This is a genomic window from Mesorhizobium sp. M0910, assembly GCF_040319465.1.
In the GTDB taxonomy this organism is placed as follows: Bacteria; Pseudomonadota; Alphaproteobacteria; order Rhizobiales; family Rhizobiaceae; genus Mesorhizobium.
The window spans coordinates 431,493-455,474 of record NZ_JAMYNZ010000004.1; the positions used below are offsets into that span (position 1 = coordinate 431,493).

At 61.8% G+C, this 23,982-nt stretch carries 20 protein-coding genes, 2 tRNA genes and 2 pseudogenes; 16 read left to right on the forward strand and 8 right to left on the reverse strand.

Translation table 11 applies throughout. The features are described from left to right. Window positions 1-77 precede the first annotated feature (77 nt). Window positions 78-1,277 (forward strand): amidohydrolase, encoded by a 1,200-nt coding sequence (locus tag NKH78_RS13060; protein ID WP_352505820.1) that lies wholly within the window; start codon window positions 78-80, stop codon window positions 1,275-1,277. Here the strand turns inward: NKH78_RS13060 and NKH78_RS13065 are convergent. The 4 genes from NKH78_RS13065 to NKH78_RS13080 all read right to left on the reverse strand — a co-directional run bounded on the left by NKH78_RS13065 (window position 1,255) and on the right by NKH78_RS13080 (window position 6,102). Further along, window positions 1,255-3,477, reverse strand: coding sequence for a xanthine dehydrogenase family protein molybdopterin-binding subunit (locus NKH78_RS13065; RefSeq protein ID WP_352704567.1), 2,223 nt, complete (start codon window positions 3,475-3,477; stop codon window positions 1,255-1,257). The genes NKH78_RS13060 and NKH78_RS13065 overlap by 23 nt on opposite strands. Then, on the reverse strand, window positions 3,474-4,463 hold the full coding sequence (locus NKH78_RS13070; RefSeq protein ID WP_352737163.1) for an FAD binding domain-containing protein: 990 nt from the start codon (window positions 4,461-4,463) through the stop codon (window positions 3,474-3,476). Before NKH78_RS13070 ends, NKH78_RS13065 begins: the two co-directional genes overlap by 4 nt. Further along, window positions 4,460-4,945: a (2Fe-2S)-binding protein gene (locus NKH78_RS13075; protein WP_352737162.1), complete on the reverse strand. Its 486-nt coding sequence runs from the start codon at window positions 4,943-4,945 to the stop codon at window positions 4,460-4,462. The genes NKH78_RS13070 and NKH78_RS13075 overlap by 4 nt, the downstream gene beginning before the upstream one ends. A 269-nt stretch (window positions 4,946-5,214) precedes the next feature. Beyond that, window positions 5,215-6,102: a LysR family transcriptional regulator gene (locus tag NKH78_RS13080; RefSeq protein WP_352646766.1), complete on the reverse strand. Its 888-nt coding sequence runs from the start codon at window positions 6,100-6,102 to the stop codon at window positions 5,215-5,217. A 104-nt stretch (window positions 6,103-6,206) separates the two neighbouring features. Between NKH78_RS13080 and NKH78_RS13085 the strand changes: the two genes are divergently transcribed. From NKH78_RS13085 to NKH78_RS13110, 6 genes and pseudogenes are all read left to right on the forward strand, one after another. Next, window positions 6,207-7,070 carry an SDR family oxidoreductase gene (locus NKH78_RS13085; protein WP_352737161.1) on the forward strand — a complete coding sequence of 288 codons (864 nt, stop codon included), beginning with the start codon at window positions 6,207-6,209 and terminating at the stop codon, window positions 7,068-7,070. 35 nt (window positions 7,071-7,105) lie between these two features. Continuing rightward, a pseudogene (locus NKH78_RS13090) lies at window positions 7,106-7,384 on the forward strand (AtaL-like protein); the annotation flags it as partial. A 360-nt stretch (window positions 7,385-7,744) separates the two neighbouring features. After that, entirely contained in the window at window positions 7,745-8,170 is a 426-nt protein-coding gene (locus tag NKH78_RS13095; protein ID WP_352883030.1) for a hypothetical protein, read from the forward strand. Between the two features lie 167 nt (window positions 8,171-8,337). Then, on the forward strand, window positions 8,338-8,631 hold the full coding sequence (locus NKH78_RS13100) for a DUF982 domain-containing protein (protein WP_352704558.1): 294 nt from the start codon (window positions 8,338-8,340) through the stop codon (window positions 8,629-8,631). 144 nt (window positions 8,632-8,775) lie between these two features. Beyond that, window positions 8,776-9,321 carry a hypothetical protein gene (locus NKH78_RS13105; RefSeq protein WP_352737160.1) on the forward strand — a complete coding sequence of 182 codons (546 nt, stop codon included), beginning with the start codon at window positions 8,776-8,778 and terminating at the stop codon, window positions 9,319-9,321. Between the two features lie 189 nt (window positions 9,322-9,510). Next, window positions 9,511-9,690 (forward strand): annotated as a pseudogene (locus NKH78_RS13110) (DUF982 domain-containing protein); the annotation flags it as partial. A gap of 51 nt (window positions 9,691-9,741) precedes the next feature. On the opposite strand, the gene NKH78_RS13115 reads toward NKH78_RS13110, so the two are convergent. Then, window positions 9,742-10,284 carry a phosphatase PAP2 family protein gene (locus NKH78_RS13115; RefSeq protein ID WP_352737159.1) on the reverse strand — a complete coding sequence of 181 codons (543 nt, stop codon included), beginning with the start codon at window positions 10,282-10,284 and terminating at the stop codon, window positions 9,742-9,744. Window positions 10,285-10,317: 33 nt separating this feature from the next. Here NKH78_RS13115 and NKH78_RS13120 point away from each other — a divergent pair, with 33 nt between their 5' ends. Next, window positions 10,318-10,800 (forward strand): DUF2127 domain-containing protein, encoded by a 483-nt coding sequence (locus tag NKH78_RS13120; protein ID WP_352737158.1) that lies wholly within the window; start codon window positions 10,318-10,320, stop codon window positions 10,798-10,800. Between the two features lie 529 nt (window positions 10,801-11,329). Then, window positions 11,330-12,934 (forward strand): AAA family ATPase, encoded by a 1,605-nt coding sequence (locus tag NKH78_RS13125; protein WP_352883033.1) that lies wholly within the window; start codon window positions 11,330-11,332, stop codon window positions 12,932-12,934. A gap of 151 nt (window positions 12,935-13,085) precedes the next feature. Here the strand turns inward: NKH78_RS13125 and NKH78_RS13130 are convergent, their stop codons facing one another. Both NKH78_RS13130 and NKH78_RS13135 read right to left on the reverse strand, forming a co-directional pair. Then, window positions 13,086-14,471: a tyrosine-type recombinase/integrase gene (locus NKH78_RS13130; protein ID WP_352777455.1), complete on the reverse strand. Its 1,386-nt coding sequence runs from the start codon at window positions 14,469-14,471 to the stop codon at window positions 13,086-13,088. 92 nt (window positions 14,472-14,563) lie between these two features. Continuing rightward, window positions 14,564-14,638, reverse strand: a tRNA-Asn gene (locus NKH78_RS13135). A 220-nt stretch (window positions 14,639-14,858) separates the two neighbouring features. Here NKH78_RS13135 and NKH78_RS13140 point away from each other — a divergent pair. Next, entirely contained in the window at window positions 14,859-15,119 is a 261-nt protein-coding gene (locus NKH78_RS13140; RefSeq protein ID WP_254818304.1) for a hypothetical protein, read from the forward strand. Between the two features lie 55 nt (window positions 15,120-15,174). Here the strand turns inward: NKH78_RS13140 and NKH78_RS13145 are convergent, their stop codons facing one another. After that, window positions 15,175-15,375 (reverse strand): hypothetical protein, encoded by a 201-nt coding sequence (locus NKH78_RS13145; RefSeq protein ID WP_352505831.1) that lies wholly within the window; start codon window positions 15,373-15,375, stop codon window positions 15,175-15,177. 216 nt (window positions 15,376-15,591) lie between these two features. Between NKH78_RS13145 and NKH78_RS13150 the strand changes: the two genes are divergently transcribed. From NKH78_RS13150 to NKH78_RS13175, 6 genes are all read left to right on the forward strand, one after another. Beyond that, window positions 15,592-15,665: transfer RNA gene (locus tag NKH78_RS13150), tRNA-Cys, on the forward strand. Between the two features lie 89 nt (window positions 15,666-15,754). Continuing rightward, window positions 15,755-16,423: a protein-L-isoaspartate O-methyltransferase family protein gene (locus NKH78_RS13155; RefSeq protein WP_352689942.1), complete on the forward strand. Its 669-nt coding sequence runs from the start codon at window positions 15,755-15,757 to the stop codon at window positions 16,421-16,423. Between the two features lie 187 nt (window positions 16,424-16,610). Next, window positions 16,611-18,002 carry a TolC family outer membrane protein gene (locus NKH78_RS13160; RefSeq protein ID WP_352737155.1) on the forward strand — a complete coding sequence of 464 codons (1,392 nt, stop codon included), beginning with the start codon at window positions 16,611-16,613 and terminating at the stop codon, window positions 18,000-18,002. A gap of 199 nt (window positions 18,003-18,201) precedes the next feature. Beyond that, window positions 18,202-19,062, forward strand: coding sequence for a PopZ family protein (locus tag NKH78_RS13165; RefSeq protein WP_352777454.1), 861 nt, complete (start codon window positions 18,202-18,204; stop codon window positions 19,060-19,062). Between the two features lie 388 nt (window positions 19,063-19,450). Further along, the gene (locus tag NKH78_RS13170; RefSeq protein ID WP_352737153.1) at window positions 19,451-22,234 is read left to right on the forward strand and encodes a valine--tRNA ligase; all 2,784 of its coding nucleotides are present in this window, start codon (window positions 19,451-19,453) and stop codon (window positions 22,232-22,234) included. 381 nt (window positions 22,235-22,615) lie between these two features. Continuing rightward, on the forward strand, window positions 22,616-23,836 hold the full coding sequence (locus tag NKH78_RS13175) for an OmpP1/FadL family transporter (protein WP_352737152.1): 1,221 nt from the start codon (window positions 22,616-22,618) through the stop codon (window positions 23,834-23,836). Window positions 23,837-23,982 lie beyond the last annotated feature (146 nt).

Here is a 23,982-nt window from a genome sequence, read left to right on the forward strand (position 1 = left end):
TTCAAGACGCTTTTCGTCGGGCCTTCTATGGCTGGCAGGATCAAAGCGCGCCGCCTTGCCGGCGTGAAGGAGGCATCATGCTGCATAATGACCCCATCGCCGCCCTGACACCAGAGGTCGTAGGCTGGCGGCACCATATCCATGCCAATCCGGAGCTCGGATTCAATGAATACGAAACGGCGCGTTTCGTTGCAGAGAAGCTGCGCTCCTTCGGCGTCGACGAGGTGCATGAAGGGATCGGCGGCACCGGCGTCGTCGGTGTCCTGCGCAGCGGTGGCGGCGCACGCGCCATCGGCCTTCGCGCCGAGCTCGACGCGCTTCCGGTGCTGGAGAAAACCGGCTTGGCCTATGCCTCAAGGAAAGAAGGAGTAATGCACGCCTGCGGCCATGACGGCCACACCGCCATGCTGCTCGGCGCCGCCAAACTGCTCAGTCAATCGCGCACCTTCGACGGCACCGTCACTTTCATCTTTCAGCCGGCCGAGGAAAACGAGTGCGGCAGCATGCGCATGATCGAGGACGGCTTGTTCAAGCGCTTTCCGGTCGAGGCGGTCTATGCGGTCCACAACTGGCCGGGCGTCAGGCTGGGAACGGTCGCCGCCCGCGCTGGTGCGCAAATGGCGGCCGTGGATAATTTCGAACTGATCTTCGAGGGTCTTGGCGCGCATGCCGCGATGCCGCAGCTCGGCGACGACCCGATCCTGGCCGCCGGCGCCTTTGTGCAAGCCGTCCAGCGCATCGTCAGCCGCTCGGTCGACCCGCAAAGCGCGCTTGTCGTCAGCCTCACGCAGATCCATGGCGGCAATGTCGGCAACATCGTGCCGGGCAAGGTCTGGCTGCAAGGCACCTGCCGCTTCTTCGAGCCCGGCCTTTCCGATCACTGCGAGATGCTGATCGGGGAGATCGCACAAGGCATTGCCGCCGCGTATTCGCTCAACGCCAGGCTCGACTACAGGAAGGGCCATCCGCCGCTGATCAACACGGCGGACGCGACGACCCGCGCCGTCGAGGCGGCGGCCTCCGTCGTCGGCCGGGAGAATGTCTTGACCGAGTTCAGCCCCAGTCTCGGCTGCGAGGATTTCGCTTTCATGATCCGCGACGCCGGCGGCTGTTATGCGTGGATCGGTGCCGGCGAGGTCGGCCCGGGCGAAGGCCTGCATGGCGACCGCTACGTCTTCAACGACGAGATCGTGCCGACGGTGATGCGCTATTACCTCAACCTCGTCGAGCAGACGCTTGCGCGGGCCGGTCCTTCTACAGCAGTTTTTCCGGCGTGATCGGCAACTCCCGGATCCGCTTGCCTGTGGCGTCGAAGACGGCATTGGCCACCGCAGCGGCAACGCCGGTGGCGCCGAGCTCGCCGATGCCCTTGCCGCCGATCGGGCTGGCATGCTCATCCACCTCGTCGACGAAGTGGATTATGATGTCGCCGGGAATGTCGGCATTGACCGGAATGGCGACCCCGGAAAGGTTCTTCGACAGGAACCGCCCAAGCACTGGTTCGTGCCTGCTCTGCTCCATCGCCGCCATGCCCCAGCCCCAGATGATGCCGCCCGTCATCTGGCTGCGGGCGGTGCGGGGATTGACGATGCGGCCGGCGCTGTAGCTGCCGACGGCGCGACGAAGCCTGAGCAGGCCGAGCCCCGGATCGACGCCGACCTCCATGAAAATCGCGCCGAAAGTGCGCATGGCGAGGCCTTTGCCATGCTGCGCCGGATCGAACGAGCCGGAGCCGATGATCTCGCCGATGTCGGTATGCCTCATAACGTCGGCGATCGTCTGACCGCCGGCAGCGCCTTTGCGCCGAATCTTGCCGTCCTGCATCTCCACCTCGTCCGGCAGCAGATTGGCAAGACGGGCAAGCTGCGAACGCGCATCTTCGGCGGCGGCAAGCACCGCCGCGCCCACCCCCATGGTCGATGACGAGCCATAGGTCGGTCCCGCCTCCGGCAGCTCTGTATCGCCCATTTCCAACTCGATCTTCTCCATCGGCAGGCCCAGCACATCGGCCGCGATCTGCGGAAAGATGGTGAGTGTTCCGGTCCCTATGTCCTGGGTGCCGGTGCGGATGAGCACTCTGCCGTCCCTGTGCAGCCTGACCTCGGCTGCAGGCGTCGGGTGGCGGAAACAGCCCATGGTACAGGTCGCCATGCCGTAGCCGATCAGCCAATCGCCATCGCGTTGCGGCTTGCGCGGGCGCTCGCGCCAGCCGAACAGGCGGGCGCCTTCCTCATAAGCCTCGCGCAGCTTCTTCGATGACCAGGGCTGGCCGGTGGCCGGATCCGTGTCCGCATGGTTGATCAGACGCAGGTCGAGCGGATCGATGCCGAGGCGGTGGGCGAGCTCGTCCATCGCGCTTTCGAGGGCCCAGGTACCCGGACCCTCGACCGGCGCGCGCAGCGCCGTCGGCATGGCGACGTTCGCGCGCTCGACACGCTGGCTGAGACGCATGGCCGGCGTGGCGTAGAGACCCTTCGAGGCTTCGGTGGCGAACTCGACGAAATCGTCGCTCACGGTGGTCAGGTTGACCACGTCCTGTTGCACGGCGGTCAGCTTGCCCGACCTGTCCGCAGCCAGCACGATCTTCTGTGCCATGCGCGGCTGGTAGCCGAGGCAGGAATAGGCATTGGCGCGGCTCAGCGCCAGCCTGACCGGGCGCTGCATGATGCGCGCCGCGGCGGCGGCCAGCACCTGATGCGGCCAGATCCAACCCTTGCCGCCGAAGCCGCCGCCGGTATGGCGGGAAATCACGCGGACCTTCCCGGCGGGGACATTCAAACGGGCGGCAAGCACCTGGCGGACACCATAGACGTGCTGCGTGGCGTCGTGCAGCGTCAGCTCTCCGTCGTTCCACTCAGCGAGCGTCGCCGAGGGCTCCATGGCGTTGTGGTGGCGCGACGGCTGCAGGTAGACGGCTTCGACCATGGCGGCTGCGTCGCTAAGCCCGCGGTCGACGTCGCCCTTGGTAAATGTCGGCTCCAGGAACAGGAAGCCGCTCTCCCTCGGCACGACCGCAGCCTTGTCGATGGCGGTCCACTTCGGCGGTGCCGGCAATTCCGGCTCGGCGAACTCGAAGCGCAATGCGACGTGGCGGGCACCGGCCTCCGCCGCCTCCAGCGTCTCGCCCAGCACAATGGCAAGCGGCTGACCCTCGTGACGTATCTCGTCGCCCTGCATGGGCATGAAGCTCTGCGCTGCCGGTGGGCCTTCGGCCTGCTGCATCTGCGTATCGGGCTCGGCCCTCGGCGATGCGAACCGGCCGAATTTGGGCATGTCCTCATGCGTGAGCACACGCACGACGCCCTTCTCGGCGAGCGCGTCGTCGACCATGATCGACGTCATGCGGCCGGCCGGAACGGGCGCGGTCACGAGTACCGCATAGAGCAGGTCGGGGGCGAAATAGTCGGCCGCATAGCGGGCGCGGCCGGTGACCTTGACGCCGCCGTCAGGGCGGGCAACAGGCTGGCTGATCATCATGACGACATCCTCGCTGCTCTTTCGATCGCCCGCAAAGCGGCGGTCTTGGCCAGTTCGATCTTGTAGGCGTTCTGCGACAAGGGACGCGCTTGGGCGAAGGATTGCTCGATAGCGGTGTTCAACGCCTCGCGATCGCCGATTTCGGCACCGGCGAGCTGCTCCTCGGCGGCGCTCAGCCGCCACGGCCGCAGCGCCACGGACCCCAGCGCCAGGGCGGCCCGACGGATAGTTTGGCCGTCCATCTCCAGCACAGCGGCGGCAGAGACGATGGCGTATTCGTAGGATTCGCGCTCGCGCACCTTGAGGTAAGCCGATCGCGGCGCCGGCGCCGGCAGCTCGATTGCCGTGATCAGTTCGCCTTGCTGCAACACATTGTCTGCCTCGGGCCGCGTGTCGGGAAGCAGGTGGAATTCCGCTGCCGGAATGCGCCGGCCGCCGCTGCGGTGCGCGGTGACGATGACCGCATCAAGTGCTGCCAGCGCCACGGCCGGGTCGGATGGCTGGGTGGCGACGCAATCCTCGGTCCAGCCGAATATCGCGTGATTGTCGTTGATGCCATGCAATGCCGAGCAGCCGGAGCCGAGCTGACGCTTGTTGCATGGCAACTGCTCTTCGGCACGGAAATAGGCACAGCGCGTCTTCTGCAGAAGATTGCCGCCTATCGTTGCCAGGTTTCTCAGCTGCGGCGATGCGGCGTTGAGGATCGCCTGGCTCAACACCGGATAGTCGCGCACGACCAACGCATGCTGCGCGACATCGTTGAGATGCGTCAGCGCGCCGATCGTCAAGCCGCCGCCGGGCAGTGTTTCGACCTGATCCAGCCCGTCGAGGCGGGAGATGTCGATGATCCGGGTCGGCTCGGCAATGCCAAGGCGCAGCCAGTTGAGCAATTCGGTGCCGCCGGCGAGAAAGGCGCTGTCCGGCGCGGCACCGGCTGCGATCGTGTCACCCAGGCTGTCGGCGCGTGCATAGACGAATGGGGTCATTGGCTCGCCCTCCCGGCCGCTGCGCGCACCGCCTCGACGATTTGCGGATAGGCCGAGCAGCGGCACAGATTCCCGCTCATCCATTCGCGGATCTCGGCATCGGAGCCGGTATGTCCCTCCTCGATCAGCGCCGCCGCTGACATCACCTGGCCGGGCGTGCAGAATCCGCACTGAAAACCATCATGATCGATGAACGCCTGCTGCACGGGATGAAGCGCATCGCCGTCTGCCAGCCCTTCGATCGTGGTAACCTCGCGTCCCTCGCAGGACACGGCAAGTATCATGCAGGCATTCACACGCCGCCCGTCGAGATGCACGGTGCAGGCGCCGCACTCGCCGAAATTGCATCCCTTTTTCGTTCCGGTCAGATGAAGCCGCTCGCGCAGCAGGTCGAGCAGCGTGACGCGGGTATCGAGATCGGAAAGGCTGTGATCCTCTCCGTTCACCCGCAACTTCAATAGGTGCCGATCGTGGAAGTTCATGTGGGGTACCTCGAAGCACATGCCGTACTCGCCGCAAGGACTCGTCCAGCAAGCAGCCACCCACCTGTCGAGGCGAAATAGGGCGGTCGATTCCGGGGAAAAGGCGCTGCCGGTCAGGGGAAGGCTAAAAAACGCGCATTCGAGATTTGCGGCGGAAAGGCCCTGAATGCCGCCGCAAAAAGTGCACTGTCACCGTAATTCGGGTGTGAAGTAACGCTGAAAGATTTATGGAGTAACGCATCAGCTTGGTTAGCCAGTTTTCGTGGGAGTCATTTGCCGATATAGGCGGCCAGCTCGTCAGGTGTCCCCATGGGAAAGGCGCGTTTCAGATGGTCGAGGAATGCGGAGACGCGCGCGCTCAGCAGCCGCCGAGAGGGATAGAGTGTCCACAGGGCGATGTCGGGTCCCTCGACATCCCCCCAAAGTACCAGCGTTCCGTCCGCCAGATCATGGCTCACTAGCGACACGGGAAGGCGTCCCGCGCCGACGCCCGCTCGCACTGCATCCCGGACCATGATGAGCGACGACAACGCAAGGACGGGCTCGATCGCGATTGTTAACCGGCCAGTGGGCGTCTTCACCTCCCAAGCCCCGCGATCTGTCGAACGCATGACGGCCGGGGTCGCCAGGCCTTCGGCCGGCAGGGCGAGGTCAGGACTTGCCACGACCACCAGCCGATCACGCAGAAAGGCTCGCCCAACGAGGCTCTCATCCGGATCCGGATTGACCCGGATCACCAGGTCAAATCCCTCTTCGATCATGTCGACGACGCGGTCTTCGGTCGTGACCTCGAGCCTGACCTCCGGGTATTTCAGGGCGAAGCCGGCGGCGATCTTCCCCATGGCGGTCTGTGCGAACAGCAATGGGGCGCTGATCCGCAACCGGCCGCGCGGCCTTTCGCCGCCTGAGGCGATCGCCGCCGTCGTCTCTTCGAGCTCGGAAAGCAACCGGCCCGCGCGCTCGAAAAGCGCGCGTCCTTCTTCCGTCAGCTTTAACGCGCGCGCGCCACGCTCGAACAGCCGTAGATCCAGACTCGCCTCCAGCTCCGCCACGCGTCGGGACAAGGTGGCTTTCGGGCGCCCGGCAGCGCGGGCGGCCTTACCGAAGCCCCCGTGGCGGGCGACCAGATTGAAATCAGCAAGGGCAAGTAGATCCATGTGTTCCACCTGTGGGACGGCGTGTTCAGATATAATGCCTACCGACACAAACGTGGATCACTAATTTTCTGGGACGCCATCCGGCTCAACTCAGGAGTAATCCCATGACCATTCTCGTTACCGGCGCGACCGGCAATGTCGGCCGCAACGTAGTCGAACAGCTCGTGAAGCGTGGCGCCGATGTGCGCGCTTTGGTTCGCGATCCCTCGAAGGCCAATTTCCCCACTGGCGTAGATGTCGTGCAGGGCGACCTGCTCGATGTCGATTCCCTGCGCAAGGCGTTCTCCGGCGTCTCCACCCTTTTCCTGCTGAACGCGGTGGTGGCCGACGAATACACCCAGGCGCTGGTAGCGCTGGCCGTTGCCCGTGAGGCCGGCATCGAGCGGATCGTCTACCTGTCGGTGATCCACAGCGACATCTACGTCAATGTGCCGCATTTCGCGGGCAAGTTCGGCGTCGAGCGGATGATCGAGCAGATGGAGCTCAACGCCACCATCCTGCGGCCCGCCTACTTCATGGACAACGACATCACGATCAACGACGTGGTGATCGGCTACGGCATCTATCCGATGCCGATCGGAGCCAAGGGCATCGCCATGATCGACGCGCGGGACATCGGCGAGATCGCCGCGATCGAACTCATCCGCCGCGAGCAGGCCGCGGCGCCGCTGCCGTTCGACCGCATCAACCTGGTCGGCCCCGACACGCTGACCGGCGCGGATGTCGCGGCCATCTGGGCGGATGTCCTGGGACGCCATGTCGCGTATCCCGGCGACGACACCACCGGCTTCGAACAGAACCTGCGGCAGTTCATGCCGAGCTGGATGGCGCTCGACATGCGCCTGATGGCGGAGCGCTTCCTCACGGACGGCATGGTCCCCGACGCCGGCGATGTCGATCGGCTGACCGCGCTGCTGGGCCGACCGTTGCGCTCTTATCGCGACTATGCGGCCGCAATTGCCGGCTGAGCCCCATCACCGACGTTCTGTCCAGGAGACATATCATGATTTACTCGACCGCTACCGTTCCGGTGAATCCCCGAGGCGAGACCAAGCTGACCCGTGCGCAGATATGGCAGGGCCTGGAACTCAAGGCGCGCGACGCCCGCCTGTTCCTGCCCGCAGGCCTCTGCACCCGTTGCGACGTCGTGGAGGAGAGCGCGACCCACTTCGTGCGCGAAGCTACGATCGCCGGTGCTGATCTGCGCGAAATCATCACGATCGAGCCGGAAAGCAAGGTCACCTTCTTCCAGGCGGCCGGTCCGCGCGAAGGCGCGGAAATCGCCTTCATAGCTAGTGGTCGGGTCATTCACATCAGAAAGTTGCGCCAACGGCAATTGCAACCAGCTGGTGAGCGAGCTGCTTCATAAGCACGGACGAAACGCAAAGCCAGTCCGTCAAAACGCGGGTGTAGATGACGTACTGCTTCACGGCTTTGTCCAGTTCAAGCGTTGTGCCTGACAAGGTAGTGGCCGAAGCATTGTCTAACGTCAACGTTCGTTGTGCCTGACCAAACGCTGAATAGCGGCGAACCCAAAGGCTCCCCAACGCAACGTACCCCGACTGTGCGCGTTCTAGTGAAATGGGAGAGCGCCATAGCCGATCTGACGGGGGTGGCCTGATGACAAATCGGAGCAACAGGGATGGCAAAGTTTAAAGAAGCCCTTGAGCGCGGGAAGAAAGCTCGCCGTCAGCAGGAGGAGCCCGTCGGCGGCGCGGAGATGGGGAAGCGAGATGGCCCCATGGCGGACTTCAGCGATCAAGCAATGGCTTGGCTAAACGACGTCGTGATTGCATCGCTGGAGGCGGCCAAGGCGGACGTGGCAGGCGAGGTGACTGTCGACATAGACACCGCGCCACGCCGGCAGGTCAAAGCTTTAACCCCGTCGATTCGTTTCCAGATCTACAGGAAGCGAGAATTGGAGAAGACGCCTAGAAGAACCTATACGGTCAACGTTAAGGTGAGCGGGGCGGTGTCCGTATCTTCGCCGGGGATGGTGACCAAAGATGTGGGAAACATGGGGGATAGGTCCGACCTACGGGTCCGCACCGAACGTGGTCGAAATTGACGCAGCCAAACGGAAGGTTATTGCCGAAGTTGTGCGGCGGTGGATCACTTCAGAGGTAATCCGCAATTACCTTCGCAACCTGCTAAATCTGCCCGTAGAACGGGAGCTGCCGGCTGAGCAAAAGCATTTGCTGCAGGAACGTGATCGGGCCGACAAAGAGTGACTGCATGGCGCTCCATTGGTTCTCCCCGCCGGTCCCTGTCAGCACCGAGGGTAGCGGTTCGACGCGGAAGGTTAGCAACGCTGAAGCAGCCGCTGAGGAACTCCTGAAGTGGACCAACCATGGCCTTCAGTGGAACCTCGCGGTGCACGTATGCCTCGCTGTGATTGCCGACGAGATGGAGCCTGAGGAGTGCCGCAAGGCATTCTTGGCGGCTGCCAAGGAAGAGGGGTTGGTGCTACGCTCGTCTGATAGGGCCGAATGTGCCAGTTACCCGAGCCCAGTTCCCAAACATTCCTGATCCCTAATGCAACCATTCCCTCATCTCCGAGTTGCGCGACAGGCGGGGAAGCTCGGCCGACATGACAAAGCGCGACAAAGCCGGACACAAGTCCCTTCCAGAAGCCGTTCGGCACCGCCGTTCGGCACCAAGGAAGGGGATGTGATGCGTGCATATTGGTTGATGTGCATTGCCGCGCTTGCTCTCAATGCCGCGCCGGCGGCAGGGGAACCTTCGGTCGAGCGAGGACTCTACATCTCCATCATCGGCGGCTGCCACGATTGCCACACCGAAGGATATAGCGAAAGTGGCGGCAAGATCGATCCGGCCAAGGCTTTCAAGGGAAATGCACTCGGCTTTCAGGGACCGTGGGGAACCAGCTATGCGGCAAACCTACGGCTGACGGCCGCCGACCTCACAGCCGACGGCTTCGTTTCATATCTTCGAGGCCTTGAGACTTATCCACCGATGCCGCGGTATAATGTACGGGCTATGAGCGATGAGGACAAGAAGTCGCTCTATCTCTATATCCGCACGCTCGGTGACCCAGGCGAGCGAGCGCCGGCTTTCGTGCCGCCTGGCGAGAAGGTCCATACGCCTTATATCGTCCTCGCCCCGCCCTTGTCGCCGCCCGCCTGCACACGCGATTTCGATTGCGGTGTAGGAGAAGTCTGCGATCCCGGCGGCTCCGGGCAGTGCATGAAGAGATAACGCTCAGACCACCTGGCCGCCATCGCGCACTGGCGTTCGCTGGCGACCAGCTCTACTTCGCCATCCAGGTCCGGGGAGCAGAGCGTCAACTTCCGACATGAACTTACCGATCTAGCATTGCAGGAAACTGACCATTGCTGACACCGGCCGGCCTTTCTCAAGACCCAACGACCTGGGGTCACCTACGGCTGCAACAATGTCGAGGGTGCCGCCGAGGAACTCATGAAGTGGACCAAGATGGGACCTAAGTGGCGGAAGGCTGTGCAAGTGTGCATCGAGGCCGTCGGGGACCGGGCTACCCCGGAGGAAGCCCGTAAGGCCTTCGAGGCTGCTGCCAAGGAGGAAGGGGTGTTACGGCAATCTGGCTAGCCCTGTTACCGCTCACCTTGCCACTATCGATGCGTCTCGAGCCGCATCAATCTAAAGAATTTTGGTCACCAGATTGTCCAGCCGGGAGTTCTTGCGGTAAGTCAATCGCACCACACCGGCACCTAAGACGCCAGTGATGGCACCGCCGAGAACGTCGGTAAGGTAGTGAGTGCCGATGTAAATTCTCGACCAGCAAATCAGAAATGCCATGATGAAGAGCGCAATCGTCCGGCGCGGGAGGCCTTGCATCGCAAAGGCCGCAACAATCGCAATGGCGGCTGTCGCGTGATCGGACGGGAATGACCAGTCGGCGCTGGGCGCAATCAACAAGTGGGTCACACCGGCATCGTAGGGCCGCATCCGATGCACGAACAGAAGAATGAACTGGTTGATCGCAAGGCCGAGCAGGAACGCCAGACCGGCCGACAAGGCCGCGTGACGGACATGGTAGCGGTCGACCTTCGCCCACCATTGTAGGGCCACGGCCAGCACCATCAGCGGAACGCCGATCTGTGAGACGCCAATCATTGCTCTATCTAGGAAAGGGCTGAGCCCGGCTGCCGCGTTGATCCAGTGAGTGAGAGCTGCATCCATTGTTTGGTTCCGTTATTGACCGCGAGGTGGGTTGTGAAGGCTTTTGATGAACGCCGCATCCATCAGATTTTTGAAGTCAGCGTCTGGCTCAAGGGTGCGCACGCCCTGATCGAATGCCTTGGCGGTGTCCTGCTTTATCTCGTCACCACAGACACCATTGCCTCGTGGGTCAATGCCTTCACCCAAGAGGAATTGATCGAAGATCCGAATGATTTCATAGCTGGCTATCTGTCGCAGATGGCAGGCCATTTTTCCGTCGCCAGCAAGGAGTTCTACGCCTTCTACCTGCTCAGCCACGGCCTGATAAAGCTGCTATTGGTCGTCGGCCTTTTGCGAGGCAAGCTCTGGTCGTACCCGGCCTCCCTCGTCGCGCTGGGCGCATTCATGGTCTACCAAGTCTACCGCTATTCCTATACCCACTCTCCGGGCCTGCTCGTACTGACCGTCTTCGATGCGGTCGTCATGGTGCTGATCTGGCACGAGTGGAGGATCGTGCGACAGCACAGGCCCGCGTGACGTGTCAGCCGCGCCTCCGGTCAAGCCACTGCACGGCAGACCAACACAGAATGGCCCAAGCAGAGCGCGCGTCAGTTTGTTCCTGAAGGCGCCCGTTGCGAACGATCATTTGTGCTGGTCCGCTGCGGGCTCTTTAACGTCAAGCGTTGGTGGCCGGGTGGGCTAAAGGAAATCTTTGGGGACATTGAGGCTGAGTTGGTCGGGACCAAAATGAGCTGCGAACGATGCGGCAAGACGACTTCATGCAGCCGAGACATACAACCCAATGGCGCGAGCGGCAGGGCATTCGGATTAGGCGGCTTGCCCAGATAAAGGTTGTTCGGCGGGTCCTTTGGAGGGATGAGGATTGAAAAAGACGCTATTGACCTGAGGCAATCAAGGCTCATCGATTGCACGCGATAACCGGCCCATGCTAACTGATGACAGTCGCCTTACTTCCCACTTCGACCCCAATACGTTCGGCTCAGGGCGACACATTTGGCAGCCCTCGCGCTTGCCAGTGGTGCAACAATCAAAAGATTGATGGTCTATGCCCTTTGAGTTCACGACCCGAAGCCCTGGCGGTCCGATCCCTTTCATCATACTGCCCGGCACTTCCCTGATCTTTGTTGGATCAAACGGCGGAGGCAAGACGCGCCTCGCCGTCGAAATAGAGAACCAACTTCGGCTGCGCGCGCACCGTATTTCCGCCCATAGGGCACTCTCGCTGAAGCCCACGGTCGCCAAAATCAACGAGGAGGTAGCGTTGCTGGGGCTTCGGACCGGCCATACTGGCATAGGTGCGAGCTTTGATCACCGTGTAGGAAGCCGCTGGCATGGGGACATGGCAACTGGGCTCCTCAATGACTTCGACGTCCTGCTTCAAGCCCTTTTTGCCGATCAGATGAATAAGACGCTGCGGACCCACCAAAAGGCCAGAGCCGGTGACACATCTCCGGCCGAGATGACGAAGTTCGAGCTTCTTGCCGACATTTGGCAGCGGCTTCTTCCTAACCGCAGGCTCGTGATCTCCGGTGATGACATTCGGGTTCAGGTCGCGGGATCGGATACCGAATACAACGCTAAGGATATGAGCGATGGCGAGCGCTCAGTGTTCTACATGATTGGCCAAGTTCTCGCCGCCGACCCGGACATACTTCTGATCTTTGACGAGCCGGAGCTTCATGTTCATAGATCCATCATGGCCAAACTATGGGACGAGCTTGAGGCGGCACGGCCGGATTGCGCTTTCATTTTCATCACGCATGACCTCGAGTTTGCCGCGTCCCGCATTGCCGGAAAATTCCTAATCCGCGACTATGACCCTAAGGCCGGTTGGATAATCGAACCGGTTCCAGAGGATACTGGTTTTGATGAAGAGATTGCGACGCTTATCCTCGGCAGCCGACGTGCAATTCTGTTTGTCGAAGGCAGCAAAACCAGTCTCGACACAGCTGTTTTTCGCTGTTGCTATCCGGAATGGACTGTCATTCCGCGCGGTTCTTGCGAAGAAGTAATTCATTCCGTCGTCACAATGAGGGCCAATGCCCATCTTACGCGGGTGACCTGTTCGGGGATCGTCGATGCCGACGACTATTCTGCGGAAGAGGTTGCCAATTTGGGTAAGCTCGGCGTCGCCGTATTGCCGGTTTCGGAGATAGAGAACCTCTTCCTGCTGCCTGACGTGGGACGCGCAATCGCGCAGCACGAGGGCTATCGTGGGGCAGACCTCAACGACCGGCTTGATACATTTCGGCAAGCTGTCATCGCCGACGTAACCCCCGCATCGGCGGCAAGTGTCGCGCGGTACTGCCGCAGGCGAATTGACCGCACATTGAAGAAGATTGATCTCAGCGGCGCAAGCACGGTTGCGGACATTGCCACCGAATATGCTGTTAAGACATCTGCATTGGATGTGGCTGCAATCGGAGCGGCGGCGTCTGCCCGAATCAACGCCGCTGCCGCAGATCAGGACTTAGCCGAGCTGGCCAAGCACTATGACAACAAGGGATTGATGGCCCTTGTAGCGAGACATCTCAAGAACACACCATTGGGTGAGTTCGAAATGTGGCTAACACGCGCTCTGCGCAACAACCTCGTTCCCGAACTCACGCGAGCCCTACGCCGAGTTCTTCCAGAAATTCGTGCTCGATGAATAGGTGACGTGGGAAGCTGTCTCATCTTTGAGGACGAGCCGATAGTCGCCTGCCAAACGATGAGATGGCAAACAGGTGACACAAAAAAGTGCCAGGCAGGAGCGCTTCTTTGCTTCGAGCAACAAGTTGGCCCCGTCCGGCGTTACTACGTCAGGCCATTGCCTTCCCAAGCGCCCGTCTGGCGACCTCAAGCCGCGCCTCGTCGCCCCCATAGTCCTCCCCAACGCTGCCCGAGGAGTGCCCAAGGACTATGTCTTGGTCTGACTTGGTGACGCCGGCCAGTCGCAGCCGGTCTTTCATCAGGTGGCGAAGGGAATGGGTGGTGGCCTTAGGGTCAGACACGCAGGCGCGGACATGCTTGCCGAGGGCAGCGGAGGCTGACGCGGGACCACGGGGTCGACCATAGGCAGGGAACAGCATTGTGGCTTTGCCGGCGGCTTTGACGGCTTCCTTTGCGGCCTCAAGAGCGTCGCCTATCAGAGGGACGTTGCGACGTGACACTTTATTCTTGATCCGGCGGTCGTCATGCCACTCGACCGTGATGTGCGGAATGGCGTGGTCAAGGCACACGTCCGCGACACGAAGGCCTGAGACCTCAGCGAGGCGGCACCCGGTTCCATTTAGAATTGTCCAAATGTGTCGAAGGTCCGTCTTGGCATGGTAGGCAATGCGGGCGGTTATGGCTGCAACCTCGTCCAGGGTGAATGGCCGACGCTTGTCCTTGTCGGGCTCTGCCCTGTCCTTCGGCGCAGCCTCCAAGTTCATAAAGGGGTTGGTGGCGCCGGCTAAGTCAAATTCCCTTATGGCGTGGTTGATGACCGCACGGACCACGTTCAAGTAGCGGTCTACAGAAGACGCTTTGCGCCCATCGAGCATGTGATCGCGAACTTCCTTGGCGTCCTCGCGCTTGACGCTTGCCAGCTTGCGGTCCTTGCCAAGTGCCTCCACGACGAGCTTGAAGACCCGCTCAAGCTCCATCTGCTTCGTCTCGTCGTCCCCAACGCGTTCCTTAAGATAGAGCCTCTTGGCATCCTCAAGGGTCGGGGCTGGCGTACCCGAAGGGTTCAGCATCAGCCCGCGCGCCAATGCGGTGTCTGCCTCGGTCGGGAGGAAATCGGGGAGGGGGAGGTCGTCGTCGTCGTACTCGACACTGTCGAAATCTGGAACGTACTTGCCGGCAATCTTCTCGACAGCCTTCAATCTGGCCTGCCAGTCCGTGTCATGCTCGATCTCGTCGGCAAACGGGAAGTCGCGGTCTTGGCGGAAGCCCATCTTGCGGGCAGCAGCTATACCGTCGCGGAAATGACCCCACTCTGTCGGGGCCGGTCCTCTGGCGCGCTTGACCGCATCGGCTAAGAGTTTCTCGGCGTCGGCGTGAACCTTCGGATACTTCTTAAGGGCTTCTTGTTCGGTGGCGCCAAGCGGCACGAGGTGTTCCCGTTTGCCGAGAATGGCCCGAAGTTCCTCAGGAATTTTGCGCCTGTAGCGCCAGCCTGCCTTGCCACGTTTCTGTATGTGCTTCACATCAATCTTCATGCTCAGGGTACCCCGCAGTGTATCGCGCGGTGTATCTCTGGGGAAGCGGAAACCCTTGCAATCCTTGGGTTTCAAGCCTTTTCTGGTGATAGTGGCTCCCCGGGCCGGATTCGAACCAGCGACCAACCGGTTAACAGCCGGTTGCTCTACCACTGAGCTACCGGGGAACAGAGGCTCTTGCGTGAGTGGGGCAGCCTATAGCAAACCCGTTTCGGCTTTGCAAAGAAGCATTTCGCATTTTTTCGGTGCTTTTTGGCGCAGGGCTTTCTGGCAATGGCCGGCAAGCGCCCTCATATGAGCTGTCTCTCGCCTGTCACGGAACGGAAAAGGCCGTTGCGGCTTTCTCCGGGTGATGGTGCTACTGATGCAAACGGATCGACATTTCACATGACGGCAATGAGCGACGACCAGCCACCGGCCCGGAAAATCTCGGTCTTCGGCCGCCAGTTCACCATGCCGCGTTCGCGCGGCCTCCGGATTGCGATCGGCGTCGTGCTGATCATCGGCGGCATTCTCGGCTTCCTGCCGATCCTGGGTTTCTGGATGGTGCCGATCGGATTGCTGGTGCTCTCTTACGAATTCGCGTTGGTGCGCCGTCACCGGCGCCGCTTCGTCGTCTGGTGGGAGCGACGCCGCCGGCCGGATTGAGGTTGCCCTGCTGACAGGCCGGAAACAGGGCAATTGTTTGAGAGCGGCGTGGTCATCACCGAGGCTGGTCGAAACAGCTTTCCAGGCGTTCGCAGAGCTCCTTGAGAACGGCGGTAGCCGATGCCAGCCGCGCCCGGTCGCGCGGCGGCAGGCTGTTTGCGCCTTCTATGCTGAGGCGGTCGATGGCATAGCGCACAAGCTCTGCAGACTGCGACAATCCGCGCGGTGTGCCGTCTTTCGTAGCTGCTCGACCCATGGCGGAACCCTCCTTTCTGCCCAACGTGGCCGCCGGTTTCGGGTTCCTGTCGCCGAGGATCATCCTTAACGATAAGCTAATATGTTATTGCTAGCATGGCATTGCATTGATAAGCAGAGCCTCGATGTCGGAAGAACCGTTGGGAATGCATGGTGGCCGCTTGACGGCATTTTCGCCGCAACCTATTGGAGCCGGGTGGAACGCCGGGAGCAATGAGGCCTCGTGGCGGAGTGGTTACGCAGAGGACTGCAAATCCTTGCACCCCGGTTCGATTCCGGGCGAGGCCTCCAATGCCCGAGCTCCCGCGCGTCAGCGCCAGGGGGCTTCAGTTCCGGTCGAAACAGCCGCGGCCTTTGCGCGGCAAGCGGATGGTTGGAACATGAGCGCTGATTTTGCCGAACGCCGGGTGAAGATGGTCGACGGCCAGATCCGCACCACCGACGTGACCAGCGCACCGCTGCTCGAGGCTATGCTTGTCGTGCCGCGCGAGGCCTTTGTTGCCCCCGGCCAGCGTGACCTTGCCTATATCGACGAGGACATCCGCATTGCCGATACGGCCGATGGTCCGCGCTATCTGATGGAACCGTCGCCATTGGCCAAGCTGATGCAGCTGGCCGATATCGGCCCAAGCGATTCGGCACTCGATGTCGGCTGCGGCACCGGCTATGCGGCGGCGATCCTGTCGCGGCTGGCAAGGTCCGTCGTCGCGCTGGAAAGCGATCCGGCGCTGGCCGAGACCGCCACTTCGACGCTTGCTGCGCTGGGTTCCGGCAATGTCACCGTGGTCCAGGGACCGTTGCCGCAAGGCCATGCCGCCAATGGGCCTTACGACGTCATCTTGATCGGTGGCAGCGTCGGCGAGGTGCCGGCGGCGCTGTTCGACCAGCTTGCCGAAGGCGGCCGACTCGTCGCCGTTGAAGGGCAGGGCAATTCGGGCGTAGCCCGGCTTTTTTTTAAGACTGGAGGGGTTGTAACGGGAAGACGCGCATTTAATGCGGCAATTAAGCCACTACCGGGATTCGAACGCATTCCCGCCTTCGAATTCTGAGTGATTTTGCCTTGCAGCGAAGGCGCTGTCATGATCGCTTGCGTTTGAACAATCGTTGCTGATCTGCATAACCGGGTGTTTCTTGGGGGCTTTCAGCGGGGGAACGATAAAAAACGCGGCGCCGGCTGATCAGAAGGAGAAGCCAGCGTGGCGCAGTTCCCGTGCAAAACGAATGAGGGAATATAACGTGCCGTCTGTACGCAAGTTGCTTTTTACCGCTGTCCTCGTTTCGGCGACCGCGCTTTCTCCAATGGCCGCCTCGGCCGAAACCATTCTCGGGGCACTTTCAAAGGCCTATCAGAACAATTCCTCTCTCAATTCTTCACGCGCCGGCGTTCGCGTCACCGACGAGGGCGTTGCCATCGCCAAGTCCGGCTGGCGCCCGACCATCACCGGTTCCGGAAGTATTGATTATACCGCCAGCCACAGCAACCTGTTGCACCGAAACATCTCGTTGACCACCGGCAACTTCGGCGTCGAGATCGACCAGACGCTGTTTGACGGTTTTCAGACCAGGAACAATGTGGCGGCCGCCGAATCCCGGGTCCGCGCTTCGTTCGAAAGCCTGCGCAACGCCGAAGAAAACACTCTTTTCAACGCGGCAAGCGCCTATATGGACGTCATCCGCGACCGTCAGGTCGCCGTGCTGACCGAACAGAACCTGCAATTCCTGACCGAGCAGGCGCGTGCGGCGCGTTCGCGCTTCGAGGTCGGCGAAGGTACCCGCACCGACGTCGCGCAAGCCGACGCCCAGCGTGCCTCCGCGGTGGCACAGTTGAGCGCCGCCCGCGCCACGGCGCTGGCAAGCGCCGCGACCTATCGCCAGATCGTCGGCGATGAGCCCGGCCGTCTCAGGCCGGCTTCGCCGCTGTCGAAGCTGTTGCCGTCGAGCCTCGATGCGGCGATCGCGATCGCATCGGCCGAGCATCCGGCCATCCTCGCCACCGCGCATCTGGTCGACGCGGCGGCGTTTTCGGTGAAGTCTGCCGAAGGCGCGCTGCTGCCTCAACTCTCGGCGTCGGCGGGTGTTTCGAGCGCCTATCGCGGCACCGCGCCCGGCTCGCTCTCCTCGACACAGGATGGCGTAACCAATTCGGCGAACATCGGTGCGACATTGACGATACCGATCTATTCCGGCGGCCGGACCTCGGCATTGGTTCGCCAATCAAAGGAATCACTTAGCCAGGCCCGTATCGAGGTCGATGTCAGCCGCGACACCGTGCGCCAGGCGGTGACCTCGGCATGGTCGCAATACACCGCCGCGCAGCAAAGCGTCACGGCCAACCGGCAGGTGGTCGCCGCCGCGCAGCTTGCCCTGAACGGCGTCATCGAAGAGCGCAATGTCGGCCAGCGCACCACGCTCGACGTGCTCAACGCGCAGGCGACCCTCATCACCGCCAAGATCAATCTTGTCAGCGCCGAACGCGACGTGGTGGTGGCGAGCTATGCCATCCTCTCGGCGGTTGGCCATTTGTCGGCAGACCGCCTTGCGCTCAACGTGACGAAGTACAGGCCCGAAGAGCATTACAACGCCGTCAAGGACAAGTGGATCGGTCTGCGCACGCCGGACGGCCGCTGATCGCCAGGCCGTGTTTTCAGCCCGCGCTCGAACGACGCGCGGGCTTTCAACTCCCGACCCTAATCTGTTGAAATCCGAGATGTCGCCAGATTGGGGATTCTCGCAAGCCGTTCCGTCGGTTACGCTGTTGCCATGATTCGAATCCGGCATTGCCGGACAGGAAATCTGAGAACGAGTCACAAGGGCGGCGGATGTGACGATGGCGACGGCAAGCAGCGTACAGCGCGAACCTTCCATGGAAGAAATACTAGCTTCCATCAGAAGGATCATCGAGGACAGCGATACCGGCCGCAAGCAGCCGGGCGACGCCGACGAGCTGCGCCAGGATCTGCAACCGGCGCCGGCAGCCGGACGGGCAGCAGAGGCGGATGCGTTCCGCTCCGAACTGCGCGGCGGGCTGGAGATCGCCAAGCCGGCCACGCGCGCCGAGGTGCAGCCAACGGCCGCGCCGGTCATTGAGCCCCAGGAAACGCCGCTGCGCGCCGGCCCGGTAAAGGCAGCGGTGACGCTGGCTGAGGTGAACACCGCTCCCGCAAAGCCGGATCAGCCTGCGGCAGCCAAGGCTGCCGAGACGACCGACACCATCATCGCCGATTGGCGGCGCGAGATCGCCGCGGTCGGCGACGCGATGGCCAAGCCGGAGCGCGCCGAGCCACTCCGGACGCCCGACGCCGAGCCGAAAGCCGAGGTTTTCGAGAACGAGGCGACTGCTGGACCTGTGCCGGAGCCTTCGGAAATTGGGCCGAAGCCTTCGGAAAGCGGCCCGGAACCTTCGAAAATCGGCCCGGAATCTTCGAAAATCGGATTGGCGCGTCTGGCGGCCAGCGAGGCGCCGCCCGCACGTCCGGCAATCCTTTCGGAGCATACGGGCCGGCAGGTTGCCGCCGCCTTCGGCGAGCTTTCCGACGCGTTTGCCAGCCGCAGCAAGAAGACTTTCGACGAGATGGCCGAGGAGATGCTGCGGCCCATGCTGCAGGACTGGCTGGACAACAACCTTCCGACGCTGGTCGAGCGGCTGGTGCGCGAGGAAATCGAGCGCGTCGCGCGCGGCGCGCAGTAGCAATTCGGAGAGCCGCCAATGGGCGGCGCTCGACCGGCGAATTGTCGAAGTCGGCGCTGCCCCTCATCCGCCTGCCGGCACCTTCTCCCCGTATAGTGACGGGGAGAAGGGGTTGACCGCAATTTAGGCGCCTTTTCCGCAACGTTCGTGACTGGCGAAAACTTCAGTCAGGCGTTTTTCTCCCCGTCACTGTACGGGAAGAAATGCCCGGCAGGGCAATGAGGGGCAGCGCAAACCTGAAGCGATTGCCTTGCAACATTCAGTCCCGCGAGTTGCACCGAACCATCCCGGCGCTATCTATTGGCCATGCCGCCCTTGCGGTTGACTTGGCAACAACCTTCCGATTTACACCGGACCACAAATTCCGGACAGCGCGGACCGTTTTCCCATGCTCGAAAAGACCTACGACGCCAAAGCCGTCGAGCCGAAGATTGCCAGGATCTGGGAAGAGGCCGACGCGTTTCGGGCCGGTGCCGGGGCCGAGGAGGGGCTTGAAGCCTTCACCATCGTCATCCCGCCGCCGAACGTCACCGGCTCGCTGCATATGGGCCACGCGCTCAATAACACGCTGCAGGACATTCTGGTGCGCTTCGAGCGCATGCGCGGCAAGAACGTCTTGTGGCAGCCGGGAATGGACCATGCCGGCATCGCCACGCAGATGGTGGTCGAGCGCCAGCTGATGGAGAAGCAGATCCACCGCCGCGACCTGACCCGAGATGAGTTCATCGACAAGGTGTGGGAGTGGAAGGCCGAGTCCGGCGGCGCCATCCTCAACCAGCTGAAGCGGCTCGGGGCCTCGGCCGACTGGAGCCGGGAGCGCTTCACCATGGACGAGGGCCTGTCCAAGGCCGTGCTCGAAGTGTTCGTGACGCTCTACAAGGAAGGGCTGATCTACAAGGACAAGCGCCTTGTGAACTGGGACCCGAAGCTGTTGACCGCCATCTCGGATCTCGAGGTCGAGCAGCAGGAAGTCAACGGCAACCTCTGGCACTTCCGCTATCCGGTCGAAGGCATGACCTTCGATCCGGAAAATCCGAAGACCTTCATCACCGTTGCGACGACCCGCCCGGAGACGATGCTGGGTGATACGGCTGTCGCAGTCCACCCCGACGACGAGCGTTTCCGGCATCTTGTCGGCAAGAACCTCATCCTGCCGATCGTCGGCCGCAGGATCCCGGTGGTGGCGGACGAGTATTCCGATCCCGAAAAAGGCAGTGGTGCGGTCAAGATCACGCCGGCGCATGACTTCAATGATTTCGAGGTCGGCAAGCGCCACCGGCTGCCGGCGGTCAACATCCTCACCGTCAATGCGGCGGTGAGCCTCAAGGACAATGAGGACTTTCTCGCCGGACTGGACGTGACGCCGGAGCGCCAGGCCGTCTGGGACAGCCTCGACGGCCTCGACCGTTTCGATGCGCGCAGGAAGATCGTCGAGCTGATGCAGGCGGGCGGCTTTCTCGAGAAGGTCGAGCCGCATCGCCACACGGTGCCGCACGGCGACCGCGGCGGCGTGCCGATCGAGCCGTTTCTGACCGACCAGTGGTATGTCAATGCGGCGGAACTGGCCAAGCCGGCGATCGCCTCGGTGCGCGAGGGCCGTACCAATTTCGTGCCCAAAAACTGGGAAAAGACCTATTTCGACTGGATGGAAAACATCCAGCCCTGGTGCATTTCGCGCCAGCTCTGGTGGGGTCACCAGATCCCTGCCTGGTACGGGCCGGACGGGCATGTCTTTGTCGAAAAGACTGAGGAAGAGGCACTCGGTGCCGCCGTCGAATATTATCTGGCGCTGGAAGGGCCGTGGAAGGCCTGGGTCGAGGACAAGCTCGAGAATTTCCAGCCTGGCGAGATCCTGACCCGCGACGAGGACGTGCTCGACACATGGTTCTCGTCGGCGCTGTGGCCGTTCTCGACGCTTGGCTGGCCGGACCAGACGCCGGAGCTGAAGACCTATTACCCGACCGACGTGCTGGTGACCGGTTTCGACATCATCTTCTTCTGGGTCGCCCGCATGATGATGATGGGCTTGCATTTCATGGACCAGGAGCCGTTCCATACGGTCTATGTCCACGCGCTGGTTCGCGACAAGAACGGGCAGAAGATGTCGAAGTCGAAAGGCAACGTCATCGATCCGCTCGAGCTCATCGACGAATACGGCGCCGATGCGCTGCGCTTCACCTTGACGGTGATGGCAGCGCAAGGGCGCGACGTTAAGCTCGATCCGGCGCGCATTGCCGGTTATCGCAATTTCGGCACCAAGCTATGGAACGCGACGCGCTTCGCCGAGATGAACGAAGTGGCGCGCGACGACGATTTCTGGCTGCGGGACGCCAAGCTGGCGGTCAACCGCTGGATCCTGACGGAGCTGACGCGAGCCGCGCGCGACATAACGGACGGCATCACCTCATACCGCTTCAACGAGGCGGCGGGTGCCGCCTACCGGTTCGTCTGGAACCAGTTCTGCGACTGGTACCTGGAACTGCTGAAGCCGGTGTTCATGGGCGCCGACGAGGCGGCCAAGGCCGAGAGCAGGGCATGCGTCGCCTTCGTACTCGACGAGATCTACAAGCTGCTGCATCCGATGATGCCGTTCATGACCGAGGAACTGTGGGCCGAAACCGCCGGCGAGGGCAGGCAACGGCAATCGCTGCTTTGTCATGCGGCATGGCCGTCGCCCGACTTCGAGGACGAGGCGGCCGCCGCCGATATCAACTGGCTGATCGACCTTGTCTCCGGCATCCGCTCGGTGCGTTCGGAGATGAACGTGCCGCCGGCGGCTATCGCACCGCTCGTGGTGATCGGCGCCAACGACGCGACACACGAAAGGCTCGAGCGTCAGGGCTCGGCTATCAAGCGTCTGGCGCGGGTCGGCGACATCTCGCTCGCCGAGGCGCCACCCAGGGGATCCGCCCAGATCGTCGTCAACGAGGCGACCATCTGCCTGCCGCTCGGCAGCCTGATCGACCTTGCCGCCGAGGCAGCGCGCCTGCACAAGGAGCTTGCGAAGGTGACCGAGGAAATAGCGCGGCTCTACAAGAAGCTGTCCAACGAGAAATTCGTCGCCAACGCGCCGGAAGAGGTGGTGGAGGCCGAGCGTGAAAAACTCGCCGAATATCGCGAGGCGCAAGAGAAGCTTTCGGTCGCATTGGCGCGGGTGCGCGATGCGGGCTGATCAAACAAACTGGGCCGGCTGGCCGCAATAGATTCGCCGGTCACGAATCTGCTTTCCAGCTAGGCCGCCTGCCACGAAAACAGGCATTCCGCAGCGTAAATCTTGAGGCAAACTGAATGTTTTTGCCCCATTGTTGCCATAATGTAACAATGGCCGGCCGGGCAGGCAAAATTCCCTGTTCCCTGGTGATTTAGGCGGTTTTCCCGAGTTTTCTCGTCGATTTGTATTGAGGCGGCCATTTTCCCGCCTCGGTAAGAAGGCCGACACCTTGTCGGAAATGCGTTCCGCCAAGGTATACGTGTACGCACGGCGAATTCGTTGTTGCGCCGTTAACCTGAATTGGTTCTAGCTTGATGCAAGGACATTTCGGGGAGGAGATTCATGTGTTGTTCGCGTCTGAAAGTGCTGCTGGGCGCGGGGGCTTTTTCGCTGGCTTTTGCCGGGACGGTGCAAGCCGGGGGCTTTGACCGGGGCGGCGTCAACATCGACCAGCTGTTCGACGCGGCGCCATATTCGTTCGATGCGGGCGTCACCTATGTTTCGCCACAGCGCAAACTCAAGAATGTGCAGCGTCTCGATGGCTCGGGTTTGTCGACATCGGCGGTGGATGTTGGTGGCGACTATGCGGTGCCGCATGTCGGCATCAAGGCCAACATCTTTGAGCCCGTAGACTGTCTTGCCACCTATACGAGACCGTATGGTGCGGATGCAAATTTCGGCATGAACAACGCCTATTCGCCGACAGCGGTCAAATACGCCGTCGACACAGATGATTTCGGTCTCACCTGCTCCTATAAGGTGAACGTCGGCAAGGGCGCCATACGATTCATCGGCGGTGTCTCTTACCAGCAGGTAGACGCGTTTCTTTCCCGTCAGACACTGCTCGCCTTCGGCAATACCGGCCTCGGCGTCTTCAAGCTATCCGACGAGGCATGGGGTTGGCGTGCGGGCGCAGCCTATGAGATGCCCGAGATCGCTCTGCGCGCCAGCCTGATGTACTCTTCGAGCTACAAATATGACGGGCTGTCGGGAACCGTCGACACGACCGGCTTCAGGGGCGCCTTTCCAGCGGATCTGATTCCCGGCTCTACCGGCGTGTACCCAGTCTCGGCGTCGGCTGAGATACCTCAAGCTCTGGAATTCAAGCTGCAGAGCGGCATAGCTCCTGGCTGGCTGGCCTTTGGTTCCGTCCGCTGGCAGGAGTGGAGCAAGCTTGGCGTTATTGCCATCAATGGCGTGCGCAGTCCGGTGACCGGTGCTCCCTCGCCCGTTTCATTCGATCTGCTTTATCGCGACGGCTGGACGGTTACCGGTGGTATCGGTCACAAGTTCACCGATCAATTGTCGGGCGTGGTTTCGCTGACCTGGGATCGCGGCACCTCGACGACCTCTGGCTATCAGTCGGATACCTGGGCCGTGGCCAGCGGCGTCTCCTATTCGCCGAACGATCAGGTCGAGGTCAGGCTCGGCGGCTCGATCGGTGTGCTGACGAGCGGGTCATCGACTTTCAGCGGTGTCGGCGACGAGGCAAATGCGGTCACCTATAGCTACGACAACGACCTGCTTCTGGCCGGTTCGGCTTCCGTTAAGATCAAGTTCTAACTACGGATTCTTAAACGACAAAACGGCCGGGCACTGCCCGGTCGGTTCGTTCGGCGCTCGTCCGGCATTCGGCGGCGCAACAATTGCCCCCAAGATGTTCGCTCCTGTAATTGTGACGTTTTGGCAACAGTTTCTGAACAACCCTC